The organism is Pantoea sp. BRR-3P (genome assembly GCF_039621635.1).
Classification (GTDB): domain Bacteria; phylum Pseudomonadota; class Gammaproteobacteria; order Enterobacterales; family Enterobacteriaceae; genus Pantoea; species Pantoea floridensis.
The window spans coordinates 4,095,968-4,112,895 of record NZ_CP155066.1; the positions used below are offsets into that span (position 1 = coordinate 4,095,968).

The window sequence follows — 16,928 nt, forward strand, 5'->3', positions numbered from 1 at the left end:
CTCTCGATTGCCGCCTTGCGGCGATGCAAAGTCCGCGAATCTTTAATGCTGATTAAACGCTGTAGTACAGCTCGAACTCAACGGGGTGCGGAGTCATACGCACGCGGTCATTATCGGCTTTACGCAGTTCGATGTAAGCATCGATGGCGTCATCAGTGAACACGCCGCCACGGGTCAGGAACTCGCGGTCTTCGTTCAGTGCGTTCAGTGCTTCTTCCAGAGAACCTGCAACTTTTGGAATCTCAGCTTCTTCTTCCGGTGGCAGGTCATACAGGTTTTTGTCCATCGCATCGCCAGGGTGGATCTTGTTGATAACACCATCAAGACCCGCCATCAGCAGCGCGGTGAAGGCCAGGTATGGGTTAGCCGCTGGATCCGGGAAGCGTGCTTCGATACGGCGTGCTTTCGGGCTAGCAACCACTGGGATACGGATAGAAGCAGAACGGTTACGGGCAGAGTAAGCCAGCATAACCGGTGCTTCGTAGCCTGGGACCAGACGCTTGTATGAGTTGGTGGTTGGGTTTGCCAGGGCGTTGATCGCTTTAGCGTGCTTGATGATACCGCCGATATAGAACAGAGCGGTTTCAGACAGGCCGCCGTACTTGTCGCCAGAGAACAGGTTCACGCCGCCTTTTGACAGGGACATGTGGCAGTGCATACCAGAACCGTTATCGCCGAACATTGGCTTAGGCATGAAGGTTGCCGTTTTGCCGTACGCGTGAGCAACGTTGTGAACCACGTATTTATAGATCTGAATTTCGTCCGCTTTTTTGGTCATGGTGTTGAAGCGGGTTGCCACTTCGTTCTGACCAGCAGTGGCGACTTCGTGGTGATGTGCTTCAACCACCAGGCCCATTTGCTCCATGGTCAGACACATGGCAGAACGGATGTCCTGCGCGGAGTCAACCGGTGGCACTGGGAAGTAACCGCCTTTAAGACCTGGACGGTGACCTTTGTTACCGCCTTCGTACTCTTTACCGGTGTTCCATGCGGCTTCGATATCATCGATAGCAACGTGTGAACCTGAAGTAGAAGAACCGAAACGGATATCATCGAACAGGAAGAACTCTGGCTCTGGTCCAAACAGCACGGTATCCGCGATGCCGGAAGAACGCAGGAACTCTTCTGCACGCTTAGCAATGGAGCGCGGGTCACGATCGTAGCCCTGCAGTGTGCCTGGCTCAAGGATGTCGCAACGGATGATCAGGGTCGAGTCTTCGAAGAACGGATCCATCACTGCAGTGGTTGCATCCGGCATCAGCACCATGTCTGATTCGTTAATGCCTTTCCAGCCACCGATGGAGGAGCCATCGAACATTTTGCCTTCTTCGAAGAAGTCAGCGTTAACCTGGTGAGCAGGGATAGTAACGTGCTGTTCTTTACCTTTGGTATCGGTAAAACGCAGGTCAACAAACTTAACTTCATGCTCGTTCATCATCGAGAGAACGTGTTCAGCGGACATACTCAACTCTCCTGGAAATGGTCATTATCGTCATGGTGAGAGAACTTCGTTGCCGGGAATGCGCCACAACTGCTGACCACTCCTAACCAAAGATCTCGGCAAGCTCTTTCAACCGTTTTATAACTGTCGTTATCGCTTGAAATAGATAAAGCGAATTCTGTGCCAACTTTATGACAATGGCGAAAATGGCGCTACAATGCGCGCTTTCGTGAGTCGAAGGCTGCACCAGGATGGATTTCCTGCATTGTTGTGGTGCAACACGGATGAAGATAAGCACCATATTGGTGCAAAACGCCACCACAGTGCAGATTAATGCACCGTAAATGGTGCTAAAAACCAGCGCTACGAGAAACTTTCGGCGAAATCTGTGATCATGTTCAGTCTTCCGCTTAATCCGTGTACAATACCGCGTTATTTCTATAATGCCTGAGGCAAAGCTGTGATCGAAAATTTGCGTAACATCGCCATCATCGCGCACGTTGACCATGGTAAGACCACCCTGGTTGACAAGCTGCTACAACAGTCCGGTACTTTTGATGCTCGTACCGAAGCGACTGAGCGCGTAATGGACTCCAACGATTTGGAGAAAGAGCGTGGGATTACCATCCTCGCAAAAAACACCGCCATCAAATGGAATGATTACCGTATCAACATCGTTGATACCCCAGGACACGCCGACTTCGGTGGTGAAGTGGAGCGCGTCATGTCCATGGTGGATTCGGTGCTGCTGGTTGTAGATGCGATGGATGGCCCTATGCCGCAAACCCGCTTCGTAACCAAGAAAGCATTTGCTCATGGTTTGAAGCCGATTGTGGTTATCAACAAAGTTGACCGTCCGGGCGCGCGTCCTGACTGGGTTGTTGATCAGGTATTTGACCTGTTCGTTAACCTGGATGCGACTGACGAGCAGCTGGACTTCCCGATCATCTTCGCTTCGGCGTTGAATGGTATCGCGGGTCTGGAACACACCGACATGGCTGACGACATGACCCCGCTGTATCAGGCGATCGTCGACCACGTTTCTCCACCTCAGGTTGAAGTTGAAGCGCCACTGCAGATGCAGATCTCGCAGCTGGACTACAACAACTATCTGGGCGTGATCGGCATTGGCCGCATCAAGCGCGGTACCGTTAAGCCGAACCAGCAGGTCACTATCATTGATAGCGAAGGCAAAACCCGTAACGGTAAAGTCGGTAAAGTACTGGGCCATTTGGGTCTGGAACGTATCGAAAGCACCCTGGCGGAAGCGGGCGATATCATCGCTATCACCGGCTTGGGCGAGCTGAACATCTCTGACACCATCTGCGACACGCAGAATGTGGAAGCGCTGCCGGCCCTGAGCGTCGATGAACCAACCGTAACCATGTTCTTCAACGTCAACACCTCGCCGTTCTGCGGTAAAGAAGGTAAGTTCGTGACGTCGCGCCAGATCCTGGAGCGTCTGAATAAAGAGCTGGTACACAACGTGGCACTACGCGTTGAAGAAACTGAAGATTCTGATGCGTTCCGTGTTTCAGGTCGTGGTGAGCTGCACTTGTCGGTGCTGATCGAAAACATGCGTCGTGAAGGTTTCGAGCTGGCGGTATCCCGTCCGAAAGTTATCTTCCGTGAGCATGAAGGCCGTAAGCAAGAGCCATTCGAAAACGTCACCCTCGACATCGAAGAGACCCATCAGGGTTCTGTGATGCAGGCAATGGGTGAGCGTAAAGGCGATCTGAAAAATATGGATCCAGATGGCAAAGGCCGTGTACGTCTCGACTACATGATCCCAAGCCGTGGCCTGATCGGCTTCCGTAACGAATTCATGACCATGACTTCAGGTACCGGCCTGCTGTACTCCACCTTCAGCCACTACGACGACGTGCGTCCAGGCGAAGTGGGCCAGCGTCAGAACGGCGTACTGATCTCGAACGGCCAGGGTAAAGCGGTAGCGTTCGCCCTGTTCGGTCTGCAGGATCGCGGTAAGCTGTTCCTGGGTCACGGTGCGGAAGTGTATGAAGGCCAGATCATCGGTATTCACAGCCGTTCTAACGACCTGACAGTAAACTGTCTGACCGGTAAGAAACTGACCAACATGCGTGCGTCAGGTACTGACGAAGCAACCACTCTGGTTCCACCGCAGAAAATGACGCTGGAGCAGGCTATCGAGTTCATCGATGATGACGAACTGGTAGAAGTGACTCCGCTGTCAGTACGTATTCGTAAACGTCACCTGACCGAGAACGATCGTAAGCGTTCTTCTCGTGGCAGCAAAGACTAAGCGAATCAGTCTGATATTGAGCCCCGCACTGCGGGGCTTTTTTATGCCTGCAACCCGCTGCAACGCTCGCCTGATGAACTTTGCCTTCGCTTCCAGAATGCTGATTTCCCGCCCCTCATCCCTGTTCAGCTCACGCTTTTACCGCTAGAGTTAACGATCCAGGGAACATAAAGGAGAGGCGTCATGCTGTACATTTTTGATTTAGGCAATGTGATTGTTGATATCGATTTTAATCGTGTGCTCGGCGTCTGGAGCGATTTAGGGCGGGTGCCATTGGCAACGCTGCAAAGTCGTTTCCGCATGGATGAGGCTTTTGAGAAACACGAACGTGGCGAAATCAGCGATTCCGAATTCGCAGCACGCATTTGCGATCAGCTGGATATCGCCCTGAGCTACCCGCAATTTACGGCAGGCTGGCAGGCGGTCTTCGTCGGCGTGCGTCCGGAAACGCTGGCGATCATGAACAAGCTGCGTGCCAATGGCGAGCGCGTGGTGATTCTGTCGAACACCAATCAGCTGCACTTCGAATTCTGGCCAACCCACTATCCTGATGTTCAGCAGGCGGCCGATCATCTTTATATGTCGCAGGATATCGGCATGCGTAAGCCGGAAGCGCGCATCTATAACTATGTACTCCAGCACGAAGGTTACCAGGCCGATCAGGCAGTATTCTTCGATGATAATCAGGCCAACATTGACGCGGCGCGTGCGCTGGGCATTGAGAGCGTGCTGGTGGTCGATGAGAAAACCGTGCCGGATTGGTTTGCGGGTCGTCTCTGAGTGCTAAAGCCAAGACAACTGCGCCACTCGGCGCATGCCTTTGTTCTGTGGATTAAACTGCTGTGGCGCCGCATTGACGAAGACAACATGACGACGCAGGCGGGTAATCTGGCCTACGTTTCATTGCTGGCGTTGGTGCCGCTCATTGCCGTGGTTTTTGCGCTGTTCGCCGCCTTTCCGATGTTCTCGGATATCAGCGTGCAGCTGAAAAACTTCATTTTCACCAACTTTATACCGGCGACGGGCGACGTCATTCAGCGCTATCTCGACCAGTTCGTTGCCAACGTCAACAAAATGACGGCGGTCGGTATTGTCGGATTGATTGTCACGGCGCTACTGCTGATGCATTCGGTGGATAGCGCGCTAAACACCATCTGGCGCAGCGATAAGCCGCGCCCCATGGTCTACTCCTTTGCTGTGTACTGGATGATACTAACGCTGGGTCCGCTATTAGCGGGCGCCAGCTTAGCCCTGAGCTCCTATCTGCTGTCGCTGCGCTGGGTGAACGTCACCGGCGTCACCAGCCTGGTCGATCAGCTGCTGCGTATTTTCCCGCTGTTTCTTTCTATCCTCGCCTTCTGGCTGCTGTATAGCATTGTGCCGACGCGGCGCGTTCCCACGCGCGATGCGCTGATCGGCGCCATCGTTGCCGGTTTGCTGTTCGAGCTGGGCAAAAAAGGCTTTGCGCTCTATGTTACGATGTTCCCTTCTTACCAGTTAATTTACGGCGTTCTGGCGGTCATCCCGATTCTGTTCCTTTGGGTTTACTGGTCGTGGTGTATTGTGTTGTTAGGCGCAGAAATCACCGTCACGCTGGATGACTATCGCCAGTTAAAACAGCAGGAACGCGAAAGAGAACGAGAGGAAACATGATTGCTTTGATTCAGCGCGTCAGTCGCGCCAGTGTCAGCGTTGATGACGCGACAGTGGGTGAAATTGGCAATGGGTTATTGGTGCTGTTGGGTGTGGAAAAGGGCGACGACGAGCAAAAGGCGCAGCGTTTGACCGAACGCGTTCTCGGCTACCGCATCTTTGCGGATGAGAATGACAAAATGAATCTCAACGTACAGCAGGCCGGCGGCAGCGTGCTGGTGGTGTCGCAATTCACCCTTGCCGCTGATACGAATAAAGGTATGCGTCCCTCCTTCTCGGGTGGTGCAGAACCGGCGGAAGCCGAGCGTCTCTATGATTACTTCAGCGATTGCTGCCGAACACAGGGTGTGACCACCGCAAATGGGCGTTTTGCCGCCAATATGCAGGTTTCGTTAGTAAACGACGGTCCGGTGACCTTCTGGTTACAGGTGTGAGGTTAACAGCCGAGCGGCAAGGACTTAGCCACGCAAGCTCCGAACGAGAGAATCACTTTATGTATCATCTTCGCGTACCGCAAACGGCGGAAGAGCTGGATATGTATTACCAGTTCCGTTGGGAAATGTTACGAAAGCCGCTGCGTCAGCCGCAGGGTTCTGAGCGTGATGCCTGGGATGCGCTGGCGCATCATCAAATGGTGGTGGATGAGCAGGGCAAACCCGTCGCGGTGGGCCGTCTGTACATCAACGCGGAAAACGAAGCGGCGATTCGCTTCCTTGCAGTGCATCCTTCCGTACAGGGTAAAGGCCTGGGCACGCTGGTGGCGATGACGCTGGAGTCGGTCGCGCGTCAGGAAGGCGCCAAACGCGTCACCTGTAGCGCGCGCGAAGACGCCGTCGAATTCTTTGCCAAGCTGGGCTACGTCAACCAGGGCGAAATCACTGCGCCGCAAACCACGCCGGTGCGCCACTTCCTGATGATCAAACCGGTAGTCACGCTCGACGATATTCTGCATCGTGCAGATTGGTGCGGGCAGCTGCAGCAAGCGTGGTACGAGCACATCCCGCTGAGTGAAAAAATGGGCGTGCGCATTCTGCAATATACCGGGCAGAAATTTGTGACCACTATGCCTGAAGCGGGCAACCAGAATCCTCACCATACGCTCTTTGCGGGTAGCCTTTTTTCTCTCGCCACGCTCACCGGTTGGGGCTTAATTTGGCTGCTGCTGCGCGAGCGTCATCTTGGCGGGACCATCATTCTGGCGGATGCGCATATCCGCTATAGCAAGCCCATCAGCGGTCGTCCGGGGGCGATTGCCGATCTTGGCTCGCTGAGTGGCGATCTCGATCGTCTGGCGCGTGGTCGTAAAGCGCGTGTACAGATGGAAGTCGAATTGTTCGGTGACGAGGAGTTAGGCGCGGTGTTTGAAGGCGTGTATATCGTGCTGCCGGCTGATTCTGACGGCTCGCTGGAAGAAGGCGGCTCCGGGGCGCGTATTAATTAGCATCGTATTATCGCCATTCATGGCTTAATACCGCTCACTTAAGCAAAAAATTGCCTATTTATGCAGGTGCGCATAAATGCGCACCCTACGAAAACCCAGCGATATAATCGTAGGGTCGCCATTCATGGCGACCTGGTTTTTAAACTATTGAACCTGCCCGCCACGCATTGTCTGCTGCACCGCTTGTGCATCGGTGGTCACCGACAAGGTGCCATCCACGCTCTGGCGAAGCGGCGCGCTGGCATTCAGCGAGCCTTTCAGTTGCAGCTGCAAATTACTGTTGCCGCTCAGCTGCGTTGGCCAACCCCAATTCCCCAGCACGTTTGCCGGCACCGCCTGACCTTTCAGATTCAGCGTCAGCGGACGTTGCACATCCTGGCCCACCGTTGCTGTCCCTTCCAGTAAGCCGCTGCCGTTAAAGGCGCTCAGTTCAGTGACCTGAATCTGTTGATCATTGGCATTCAGCGCAATGGAAGGGTGGCGCAAATCGGTGCGATTAAAGGTGGCTTCGGCCGCATTGAAGCTGGCTTTGCCGCTCCAGATTCCCCATTGATGCTGGCGTGCTAGCAGCAGATTATCTGCACTGCCATCCAGCGACGTCATCTGGAAGGGGAAGGTGGGATTGATATCGATTATCAGGTTACGGTTAGCAGTGGCGCGCGTTACCAGCACGCTATCCAGCCAGCTCGGTAAAGTCTCCTGCCAGCGTTCACGCCAGTTTTGTGGCAGAGTGTATTCCAGCCCAGCAATTGCCAGTTCATCCAGCGTCAAACGCTTATCGCTGCGCGTCCAGCTCCCGCTGGCGCGAATCACGCCATTGACCCAGCGTGAGCTAAACTGCGTCAATGCGATGCCCTGTGCTGAAAGATCGGCATTAACGATAGGATCGTTCAATTCAAACCCACCGTTGATAAAATTCCCGGCATTCATCGAAATTGAACCGCCCTCGCTTTGCCAGTCATCACCGCGCCAGGTAACGTTTTTCAGCGTCAAATCAAGGTCGGTGACTGCCCAGTCAGGCCCTTGCAGGCGCGCATCGGTCATATCCAGACGATTGATGCTCACCGAAGGCACATCGCGCAGCGGATTGAGGAAGTCGCTCAGGCTTTGATGGGTTTGCAGGCGGATATCGTTGAGGCGCAGCTGGTCAATCTTCCAGTTGCCTTGCGCATCGCGCTCGGCGTTGCCGGTCATAGAACCGCGCGCTAAATCGGCACCAATATTACTCAATACCAGACGACGTTGCTTAATGCTGCCCTGCAGCAACACATTGTTGCCCGGTACGCCATCCAGCGTCAGGGTTCCGGCACTGATCTGGAACTGCGCATCGCTGCCCAGCACGTCATTAGGCAGCGGCTTCCACGGCAGAAGACCGCCGTTCACGCGCTGAGCGGTCATCGGCATGGTGCTATGCGGATTCTCAATACGCACATTGTTCAGCTGCAGGCGATTAGCCTGCATCGGTAGCGTGGTATCGGGCGCTTGATTGGCGAGATTGATCTCACCGTCGCGCACTTCAATGCTGTTGAAATGCAGCGGATCGCTGAACTGCACCAGCGCAAGGCCAAGGTCGACGCGCTTTGCCACTAATACCGCGGGCTGGCCATCATGACCAAAGCTGAAATCGTCGAGGATGATGTGCGAAGGGGAGGTAAAGTCGTGCTCAATCTTGCTGAGAGAGAGATGCCAGGCGGTTTTATCGCTAACCCAACGGCTAAACCAGCCAGCGCCCCATTGTGTTTGCAGCAACACATACAGCACAACCAGCGCCAGCAGAATCAGCAGCAGTAAGCTAAGGAAAAACTTGCCTAAAAATTTCATCGCACTCATCCATCCCGATATTTATCCGGTGAGTGGTTGTTATGCCTGAATTACCGTTACACCTCAACAGCCTGGATGTAAAAGCGGATAAATATCAGGCAGGCCGAAGCCTGCCTGGTGCTTTACTTTTCTTGCGGGAAGATCAGGTTCAATACAATGGCGGTAATACCACCGGCTGCAATGCCAGATGAAAGCAGGGTTTTCAGCCAATCAGGGGCAAATTGCAGAATCAGCGGCTGCTGAGAAACACCCAGACCTACCGCCAGCGATAGCGCGATAATCATGATGGCGCGACGGTTAAGTGGCTCGCGTGAAACGATACGCACACCGGATGCGGCGATGGTCCCGAACATCACAATGGTCGCGCCGCCCAGCACCGGTTCTGGAATGTGCTGCACAAATCCGCTCACTGCCGGGAACAGACCCAGCACGATCAGCATCAGCGCCACCACAAAACCGACATAGCGGCTGGCAACGCCCGTCAGCTGAATCACGCCGTTATTCTGGCCGAAACAGGAGTTCGGAAAGGTATTGAAGAGCGCAGAAACAAACGAGTTGAGGCCGTTGGCCAATACGCCGCCTTTCAGGCGCTTCATATACAGCGGGCCGCTTACCGGCTGCTCGGAAACATCAGAGGTTGCCGTGATATCGCCGATGGTTTCCAGCGACGTCACCATAAACACCAGCATCAGCGGGATCAGCAGATTCCAGTCAAAGCCAAGGCCATAGTAGAGCGGTGAAGGTACCGCAATCAGCGGTTGATTGGTTGGCGCAGCGGTAGCGGGCAGCATATCCAGCGCCCAGGCCAGCGCATAACCCACTGCCATCGCGATCACCAATGAGGCGACGCGCAGATAGGCATTACGCTGACGATTGAGCAGGATAATCACCACCAGCACCGCCGCAGCCAGCAGTAAGTTTTTCGGTGCGCCGAAGGTGTGATCGCTCATTGCAGCAAAGCCGCCACCAATCGAAGTCAAACCGACCTGAATCAGTGACAGGCCGATAATCATCACCACAATGCCGGAAACCAGCGGCGTAATAATACGACGCGCCAGATGCAATACGCGTGACAGCACCATTTCGGTACAGGATGCCACCATTAGCGTGCCGAACAGCGCGGCCATCATGGTCGGTACATCAACGCCGCCGTTTTTCAGCGCCATCCCGCCCATGATCAGCGGGGTCACGAAGTTAAAGCTGGTGCCCTGAATCGACAACAAGCCGGAACCGACCGGTCCCCAGGTTTTGATTTGCAGAATCGAGGCCACGCCAGAAGCAAACAGCGACATGCTGATAATGTGCTGCGTATCCTGCGCCGGCAAACCCAGCGCCTGACAAATCAGCAGGGCGGGCGTAATCACCGCGACAAACATCGCCAGCAGATGCTGACAGGCAGCAAACAGGGTTTGCGGCAGCGGTGGGCGATCTTCGAGGCGGTAAATCAGTTCACTTTTTGGGCTTGCAGCGCTGGCAGGCTGAGATGATTCAGTGGTGTTGACGGACATGGTGGACGTTCTCAATTACAACAAAGGGGCGATTTTAAACGGTTGCGTTGTGAAAGCAATCGTTTGCAATGCCCCTTTTTACTTCCGTTGATCTAGAGCGTAAACACGGTGCGGCAGCGGCTATCATCTTCCTGCCACGCCTGCTCTACTTCATTTAATGGACGCATCTGGAACGGGATGGAAAAATCACTCTCTGCGGCGGCGGCCAGCATTTCACTGATGCAGGCGATCAGTTCTTTGTCGGATACGCTACCCAAACCGCTACCCATCAACGTCAGTCCGGATGAGCGCAGCAGTTTGCTGTGCAGCGTGATTTCCTGGCCGCTCAGTGAACCGATTTGCACAAAGCGCACTGTTTTTTCACCGCCCGCAACCGCCGCCTGCATGATATCGAGCGCGCTCTGGCCCCACAGATAATCCAGCACCACATCAATGCCTTCCTTCATCAGCGCCGGTAACGCGCCTGATAATTCATCCAGCGTTAAGGTGATGTCGGCGCCCTGCGCCCGCAGCTGATCGAGGGCTGCGCGGTTACGGCCGGTGGCAATAATTTTTCCGGCTCCCAGATGCTGCGCAATACGCACCGCTAAACCGCCCGAAGTACCGGTGGCGCCATTGATCAATACGGTCTCGCCGGCACGCAGCTGTGCGCGGCGGGTGAGTGCCGCCCAGGATGACATGCCCGGATTAGCCAGCGCTGCGGCCAGCACCGGATCAAGCGTTGCGGGCAGCGCAACGATGCTGTCAGCGGGTACTAAGGTTCTTTCCGCCATGCTGCCCCACGGCGAATTGAAAGCGAGGAAATAAACCGGATCGCCATTGCTCAGCGTGCCGGTGCCATCAATGCCGGTAATAAAGGGGTACTGTGTTGTTGCGCTGTAATGGGTGCCAGCGGCGCGTGCTTTTGCCAGTTGGCTGACCGCGGCGGCTTTCACCGTGACGACCACATGGCTGTCATCGGCCTGCGGTTCAGGGAAATCACCGTACACCGGCTGTTCACCGGCTGCGGAAACAAATGCTGCTTTCATGCTTTCACCTTCAGTTAACTGGATAATATGTGTAATATGCACACATTAGGCTTACCTCGGGATAACGTCAATGGAAAGTGTGCAAAATACACATAATAGTGCAGCATTTGATGATCTGCATAATGCGCTGCTAATGATTGTCGGCACCTTCAACCGGCCGCAACGTGATGAATTATTGATAAAAGAATCCAATATTCAGCTCGATCGCGCGCTGTTTCCGCTGCTCATCCAGATTGGGCGTTTTGGGCCGATTGGCGTGGTAGAACTGGCGGAGCGTGTCGGGCGGGATTACACCACCGTCAGTCGTCAGGTGGCAAAGCTGGAACAGTCAGGACTGGCGCAGCGGCAGAAAAATGCCAAAGATAAACGGGTAAACGAAGCGATTATTACCGCAGCGGGAAAGGCAATGACAGATAAAATCGATGCGGCGCGTGCGCAGATTTATCAGAACCTGTTTGCCAACTGGCAGGATGAAGAACGCGCCGAGCTGGCGCGTTTGCTGCAAAAATTTGTTGGGGATTTCATCGCCATCGATAACCGCAAAACCACGGATTAAGCGTTGCTGTAGCGTTCGGTTTCCGGCAGCCAGCGCTCAATCAGCGCCTGCGCCTGCTCAGGATAATGCTGGTGGATATGGCGCGCCACGCGCTGAACTTCAGGGATCATCCCCTGATCGCGCAGCAAATCGGCCACTTTAAACTCGGCGTTTCCGGTTTGCCGCGTACCAAGCATCTCACCCGGACCGCGAATCTCTAAATCGTGCTGGGCAATTACAAAGCCGTCATTGCTATCGCGCAGCACCTGCAAGCGCTTTTGGGCGGTTTTGCTTAGCGGTGCTTTGTACAGCAGCACGCAATGCGAGGCGACCGCGCCACGGCCCACGCGACCGCGCAGCTGGTGCAGCTGTGCAAGCCCGAGACGTTCCGGGTTTTCGATAATCATCAGGCTGGCATTCGGCACATCCACGCCTACTTCAATCACGGTGGTGGCGATTAACAGCTGGATTTCATTGGCTTTAAACGCTGCCATCACCGCTTGCTTTTCGGCTGGCTTCATGCGGCCGTGCACCAGGCCCACCTGCAAATCGGGGAGCGCCACTTTCAGCTCTTCCCAGGTGGCTTCCGCCGCCTGCGCTTCCAGCACTTCCGACTCTTCAATCAGCGTACAGACCCAATAAGCCTGGCGCCCTTCGTGACAGGCGCTCTGCACGCGCGTGATGATCTCGCTACGACGGCTGTCGGGAATTGCCACCGTGGTCACCGGCGTACGTCCAGGCGGTAATTCATCGATGGTCGAGGTATCGAGATCGGCGTAAGCGGTCATTGCCAGCGTGCGGGGAATCGGCGTCGCGGTCATGATCAGCTGATGCGGATGGAAGCCCTGTTCCTCGCCCTTTTCCCACAGCGCTAAACGCTGATGCACGCCAAAGCGGTGCTGCTCATCAATAATCACCAGCGCCATGCCGTTGAATTTCACCTGTTCCTGGAACAGGGCATGGGTGCCAACCACCATCGCAACCTGGCCGCTGGCAATCGCTTCCTGCTGCGCTTCGCGCGCTTTGCCTTTCTGCTTGCCCGCTAGCCAGCCTACTTCGATGCCCAGCGGCGCAAACCACTGGCGGAAATTGTTGGCGTGCTGTTCGGCCAGCAGTTCGGTCGGTGCCATCAACGCCACCTGTTTGCCGTGCGCGATGACATTTAGCGCCGCCAGCGCGGCCACCAGCGTTTTGCCGGAACCCACATCGCCCTGCACCAAACGCATCATCGGAAAATCGTTGGCCAGATCCTTTTCGATTTCTGCCACCACGCGGTTTTGCGCACCGGTTGGTGAGAAGGGCAGCGCCGCGAGCAGCTGATTAACCAGTTCATGGCGCGCCGTCATCGGCAGCGCATGATGGCGCTGCGCACCCGCGCGCACCGCCAGCATGCTGAGGTTATGTGCCAGCAGCTCTTCCAGAATTAAACGCTTCTGGGCCGGATGGCGGCCAGTTTCCAGCTCGCTCAGACGTAAATCCGGCGGTGGGCGATGCAGCGTGCGCAGTGCATCCGGCAGGCTAATCAACCCGCCGCTCAGTTCAGTGGGCAGCAGCTCGGCAATCGGACAACTCTCCAGCAGCGTCAACGCCTGGTCGGTAAGATTGCGCAGCGTGGCCTGGCGAATGCCTTCGGTGGTGGGATAAACCGGCGTCAGCGTTTCCTGCAGCTCAACGCCGCCTTGTTCTCCCTGTACGCGATACTCGGGATGAATGATTTCCGCACCGCGCTGGCCGCGTTTAATCTCGCCATAGGCGGTAACGCGGCGGCCCGGTGACAGGCTGTTTTTCATTCCGGCATTGAAATTAAAGAAACGCATGGTGAGCATGCCGCTGCCATCGCTGATATTGCAAACCAGCATGCGGCGGCGACCAAAGCTGATTTCGCTGCTCAGCACTTCGCCTTCCACCGTGGCATAAACGCCCGGCAGCAGATCATTAATTTTATAAAGTTGGGTGCGATCTTCGTAGCGAAGTGGCAGGTGCAGCAGCAAATCCTGAATGGTGAACAGGCCAAGTTTGGCCAGTTTGCTCGACTGACTGGCGCCGACGCCGGTCAGGGTACTGAGCGGGATGGCATCCAGCAGACGGCCTTTCATTTTTTACCCGTCGATTGCATGGTAGCCCACCAATTAGCGTCGGCTTCCACCTCGCCCTGGGCATTGATGCGGGGATAAGGCAGGCCTTTCTGCTTTGCCACGCGCGCCAGCACCGGATAGCCGCCTTCAAACAGCAAACGCTGCTGCTCGTCTTCATCCAGCAGGCTGTAGGTGCGCTGATACATCCCCGCGTTCTGCCGTTGGCGCTGCGCTTCATACAGAATCAACGCAGACGCAACCGAGACGTTGAGCGACTGCACCATGCCCACCATCGGCACAATGATGTCCTGATCGGCCAATGCCAACGCTTCTGCGGTAATCCCGGTTTTTTCCTGACCCATGAGAATGCAGGTCGGCAAGGTGTAATCGATCTCGCGAAAATCCACCGCTTTGGCCGAAAGATTGGTCGCCAGCACCTGCATGCCGCTCTCTTTCAGATGACGCACCGCTTCGGCAATATGACGATGGGTTTTCACCTTCACCCAGCTGTTGCTGCCAGCCGAAGCGGACACCATAGTGCGCATACGCACGCTGGGCCACACGGCGTGAACTTCGTGGATGCCGACCGCATCGGCGGTACGGATTACCGCTGAAACGTTATGCGGCTTATGCACCTGTTCCATGCAGACGGTGAGGTCGTGCTGGCGCAGGGCCAGCATCTCCTGAATACGAGCAAAGCGTTGAGCGTTCATGGACTAGTTACGATTTCGGTGAACTTTAATCACGTCCGGCATTACGCGAATTTTGCGCATAATATTCGCCAGATGGACGCGATCGTTCGCGGTGAGGCGGATAAAGGCGCTGTATACGCGACCATCACGCTCTTCGGTATTCAGGCTCTGAATATTGGAACCGGCAGTATTGATTGCCGCCGTCAGGTTGGCCAGTGCGCCCTGATGGTTGAACATGTCGACTTTAATTTCGGCGACAAATTCCTGATCGGTCACTTTATCCCACTCTACCGGCATGAACTTTTCAGGCTCTTTTTGGTAGCCGCGAATGTTACGGCAGGATTCGTGATGCACCACCAATCCCTTGCCGGGACTGACGTGCGCGACAATCGGGTCGCCGGGAATGGGACGGCAGCACTTGGCAAAGGTAATCAGCACGCCATCCGCGCCTTTGATCGGCAGCTTTTTGCGTTTGCTGTTTTTTTGTGGCTCTTCACTGCCAGACTGCAACAGATTCTTCGCTACCACCACGCTCATGGCGTTACCCAGACCAATTTCCGCCAGCAAATCATCAATGGCGGTCAGCTTCATGCGCTCCAGCTCATGCTGGATGTTCTCGGCCGGAATCTCCGCCAGTTTCTTGCTGCCGCCGAGCGCGTGGCTCAACAGGCGACGACCAAGGTTTACGGAGTCTTCACGCTTGAGGTTTTTCAACAGCTGACGAATTTTGGCGCGCGCTTTAGAACTCACGACAAAATTAAGCCAGGCGGCGTTCGGTCGTGCGCCTGGAGCCGTGATAATTTCAATGGTTTGGCCGCTGGCCAGCGATTGTGACAGCGGATAAGGCTGGCGATCGACGCGTGCGCCGACGCAGGCATGACCAATATCGGTATGCACCGCATAGGCGAAATCAACCGGCGTAGCGCCAGCCGGTAATTCGACAATGCGGCCTTCCGGCGTGAACACGTAGATCTCATCCGGGAAGAGATCGGATTTCACGCTTTCAATAAATTCAAACGAGCTACCGGCGCTTTGCTGCAGCTCAAGCAGGCTTTGCAGCCAGCGCTGAGCGCGAATTTGCGCGGTGGTGCCGCTGATTTCACCGGTCTCTTTATAAGCCCAGTGTGCTGCCACCCCCATTTCAGCCATCTGATCCATATCTTCGGTACGGATCTGCACTTCAACCGGCACGCCGTGCGGGCCAATCATTGACGTATGCAGCGATTGATAGCCGTTGGCCTTGGGAATAGCGATGTAATCTTTCACGCGTCCGGGACGCGGTTTATACAAGCTGTGCATCTGGCCGAGCACGCGATAACAGGTATCCAAATCTTTCACGATAACGCGGAAGGCATAGATATCCATGATCGAGTGAAAACGCTGCTCTTTCAGGTGCATTTTGCGGTAGATCGAGTAGAGATGCTTCTCACGCCCACTTACGCGACAGGGAATGCCTGCTTCCTGTAAGCGACCATCGATTTCAGCGAGGATCTTCTGAATCATCTCTTTACGGTTACCGCGCGCCGCTTTCACCACCTCTTTGATCACGCGGAAACGGTTCGGGTAGAGCGCTTCAAAGCCGAGCTCTTCCAGTTCTGTTTTCAGGTGATGAATACCCAGGCGGTGCGCCAGAGGACTGTAAATCTCCAGCGTTTCCAGCGCGATACGACGTTTTTTATCCGGGCGTAACGCGCCGAGCGTGCGCATGTTGTGCGTGCGGTCAGCCAGTTTGATCAAGATGACGCGAATATCCTGCACCATCGCCATGATCATTTTGCGGAAGTTTTCAGCCTGCGCTTCTTTCTTATCGCGGAACTTCAGCTTATCGAGCTTGGATACGCCTTCCACCAGTTCGGCAACGCTTTTACCAAACAGCTGTTCCATATCCTGGTAGGTGGCGGGCGTATCTTCAATCACATCATGCAGCAGCGCTGCCATTAGCGTTTCATGGTCGAGTTTCATCTCGGCCAGAATGCAGGCAACCGCAACAGGATGGGTGATGTAAGGCTCGCCGCTGGAGCGTGTTTGTCCCTCGTGGGCATCACGCGCGACAAGATAAGCTTGCTTGAGGCGCTTGATTTGCTCCTCAGGCAAGTATTTTTCAATCAGTTGATTGAGGCTTTCAAACAGATACAAGGGCGACCTGCCGCGTGCTATTAACGACGACCTTCAGCGATAGCGGTAACGGCTTGTAACTCAGCGGCTTCCTGCTCATGCTGTTCCTGACGATCACGCACATCCAGAATCTGGGTCGTGATCAGACCTTCTTCAATTTCGCGCAGGGCGATAACGGTCGGCTTATCGTTCTCTTCTGGAACCAGCGCATCTTTACCGCCTACCTGCATCTGACGTGCACGACGTGCAGCGACCAACACCAGGTCAAAACGGTTACCAACTTTCTCTACTGCGTCCTGAACGGTTACGCGTGCCATAGGTGTGCTACTCCACAGATG

14 protein-coding genes are annotated in these 16,928 nt (G+C 55.0%); 6 read left to right on the forward strand and 8 right to left on the reverse strand.

Translation table 11 applies throughout. From position 1 onward, the window contains the following. Positions 1 to 52: 52 nt before the first annotated feature. Entirely contained in the window at positions 53 to 1,462 is a 1,410-nt protein-coding gene (glnA, locus tag AAGR08_RS18895) for a glutamate--ammonia ligase (RefSeq protein ID WP_097095542.1), read from the reverse strand. A gap of 439 nt (positions 1,463 to 1,901) precedes the next feature. Here glnA and typA point away from each other — a divergent pair, with 439 nt between their 5' ends. The 5 genes from typA (at position 1,902) to fabY (ending at position 6,816) form a co-directional block, all read left to right on the forward strand. Continuing rightward, entirely contained in the window at positions 1,902 to 3,722 is a 1,821-nt protein-coding gene (typA, locus tag AAGR08_RS18900; RefSeq protein ID WP_097095544.1) for a ribosome-dependent GTPase TypA, read from the forward strand. 183 nt (positions 3,723 to 3,905) lie between these two features. Beyond that, complete coding sequence (yihX, locus tag AAGR08_RS18905; RefSeq protein WP_345827684.1) at positions 3,906 to 4,502, forward strand: glucose-1-phosphatase; 597 nt, start codon at positions 3,906 to 3,908, stop codon at positions 4,500 to 4,502. After that, positions 4,503 to 5,375, forward strand: coding sequence for a virulence factor BrkB family protein (locus AAGR08_RS18910; RefSeq protein ID WP_345827685.1), 873 nt, complete (start codon positions 4,503 to 4,505; stop codon positions 5,373 to 5,375). After that, positions 5,372 to 5,809 carry a D-aminoacyl-tRNA deacylase gene (gene dtd / locus AAGR08_RS18915; RefSeq protein ID WP_097095547.1) on the forward strand — a complete coding sequence of 146 codons (438 nt, stop codon included), beginning with the start codon at positions 5,372 to 5,374 and terminating at the stop codon, positions 5,807 to 5,809. The genes AAGR08_RS18910 and dtd overlap by 4 nt, the downstream gene beginning before the upstream one ends. A gap of 59 nt (positions 5,810 to 5,868) precedes the next feature. Beyond that, positions 5,869 to 6,816, forward strand: coding sequence for a fatty acid biosynthesis protein FabY (gene fabY / locus AAGR08_RS18920; protein ID WP_007885253.1), 948 nt, complete (start codon positions 5,869 to 5,871; stop codon positions 6,814 to 6,816). Between the two features lie 144 nt (positions 6,817 to 6,960). Here the strand turns inward: fabY and AAGR08_RS18925 are convergent, their stop codons facing one another. The 3 genes from AAGR08_RS18925 to AAGR08_RS18935 all read right to left on the reverse strand — a co-directional run bounded on the left by AAGR08_RS18925 (position 6,961) and on the right by AAGR08_RS18935 (position 11,173). Further along, positions 6,961 to 8,637, reverse strand: a complete 1,677-nt coding sequence (locus AAGR08_RS18925; protein ID WP_097095548.1) for an AsmA family protein — start codon at positions 8,635 to 8,637, stop codon at positions 6,961 to 6,963. 122 nt (positions 8,638 to 8,759) lie between these two features. Then, positions 8,760 to 10,145: a uracil-xanthine permease family protein gene (locus tag AAGR08_RS18930; RefSeq protein WP_097095549.1), complete on the reverse strand. Its 1,386-nt coding sequence runs from the start codon at positions 10,143 to 10,145 to the stop codon at positions 8,760 to 8,762. 92 nt (positions 10,146 to 10,237) lie between these two features. Continuing rightward, positions 10,238 to 11,173: a zinc-binding alcohol dehydrogenase family protein gene (locus AAGR08_RS18935; protein ID WP_345827687.1), complete on the reverse strand. Its 936-nt coding sequence runs from the start codon at positions 11,171 to 11,173 to the stop codon at positions 10,238 to 10,240. A gap of 70 nt (positions 11,174 to 11,243) precedes the next feature. On the opposite strand from AAGR08_RS18935, the gene AAGR08_RS18940 reads away from it, so the two are divergent. Continuing rightward, positions 11,244 to 11,729, forward strand: a complete 486-nt coding sequence (locus AAGR08_RS18940) for a MarR family transcriptional regulator (protein ID WP_097095551.1) — start codon at positions 11,244 to 11,246, stop codon at positions 11,727 to 11,729. On the opposite strand, the gene recG is transcribed toward AAGR08_RS18940, so the two are convergent. Genes recG through rpoZ form a run of 4 tightly spaced genes read right to left on the reverse strand, consistent with a single transcriptional unit; the run spans position 11,726 to position 16,907 of the window. Further along, on the reverse strand, positions 11,726 to 13,804 hold the full coding sequence (gene recG, locus AAGR08_RS18945) for an ATP-dependent DNA helicase RecG (RefSeq protein ID WP_345827688.1): 2,079 nt from the start codon (positions 13,802 to 13,804) through the stop codon (positions 11,726 to 11,728). The two genes, AAGR08_RS18940 and recG, sit on opposite strands and share 4 nt — an antisense overlap. After that, positions 13,801 to 14,496: a tRNA (guanosine(18)-2'-O)-methyltransferase TrmH gene (gene trmH, locus AAGR08_RS18950; RefSeq protein WP_097095553.1), complete on the reverse strand. Its 696-nt coding sequence runs from the start codon at positions 14,494 to 14,496 to the stop codon at positions 13,801 to 13,803. Before trmH ends, recG begins: the two co-directional genes overlap by 4 nt. Before the next feature lie 3 nt (positions 14,497 to 14,499). Then, positions 14,500 to 16,611 carry a bifunctional GTP diphosphokinase/guanosine-3',5'-bis pyrophosphate 3'-pyrophosphohydrolase gene (gene spoT / locus AAGR08_RS18955; protein WP_097095554.1) on the reverse strand — a complete coding sequence of 704 codons (2,112 nt, stop codon included), beginning with the start codon at positions 16,609 to 16,611 and terminating at the stop codon, positions 14,500 to 14,502. Between the two features lie 20 nt (positions 16,612 to 16,631). Continuing rightward, the gene (gene rpoZ / locus AAGR08_RS18960) at positions 16,632 to 16,907 is read right to left on the reverse strand and encodes a DNA-directed RNA polymerase subunit omega (RefSeq protein WP_007885265.1); all 276 of its coding nucleotides are present in this window, start codon (positions 16,905 to 16,907) and stop codon (positions 16,632 to 16,634) included. Positions 16,908 to 16,928 lie beyond the last annotated feature (21 nt).

What these genes read in the sequence shown, in the direction of transcription:
- AAGR08_RS18930 (WP_097095549.1), bottom strand. Translation starts at nt 10,145, where the DNA reads ATGTCCGTCAACACCACTGAATCATCTCAGCCTGCCAGCGCTGCAAGC.
- dtd (WP_097095547.1), top strand. Translation starts at nt 5,372, where the DNA reads ATGATTGCTTTGATTCAGCGCGTCAGTCGCGCCAGTGTCAGCGTTGAT.
- recG (WP_345827688.1), bottom strand. Translation starts at nt 13,804, where the DNA reads ATGAAAGGCCGTCTGCTGGATGCCATCCCGCTCAGTACCCTGACCGGC.
- AAGR08_RS18935 (WP_345827687.1), bottom strand. Translation starts at nt 11,173, where the DNA reads ATGAAAGCAGCATTTGTTTCCGCAGCCGGTGAACAGCCGGTGTACGGT.
- rpoZ (WP_007885265.1), bottom strand. Translation starts at nt 16,907, where the DNA reads ATGGCACGCGTAACCGTTCAGGACGCAGTAGAGAAAGTTGGTAACCGT.
- AAGR08_RS18940 (WP_097095551.1), top strand. Translation starts at nt 11,244, where the DNA reads ATGGAAAGTGTGCAAAATACACATAATAGTGCAGCATTTGATGATCTG.
- AAGR08_RS18925 (WP_097095548.1), bottom strand. Translation starts at nt 8,637, where the DNA reads ATGAAATTTTTAGGCAAGTTTTTCCTTAGCTTACTGCTGCTGATTCTG.
- trmH (WP_097095553.1), bottom strand. Translation starts at nt 14,496, where the DNA reads ATGAACGCTCAACGCTTTGCTCGTATTCAGGAGATGCTGGCCCTGCGC.
- glnA (WP_097095542.1), bottom strand. Translation starts at nt 1,462, where the DNA reads ATGTCCGCTGAACACGTTCTCTCGATGATGAACGAGCATGAAGTTAAG.
- fabY (WP_007885253.1), top strand. Translation starts at nt 5,869, where the DNA reads ATGTATCATCTTCGCGTACCGCAAACGGCGGAAGAGCTGGATATGTAT.
- yihX (WP_345827684.1), top strand. Translation starts at nt 3,906, where the DNA reads ATGCTGTACATTTTTGATTTAGGCAATGTGATTGTTGATATCGATTTT.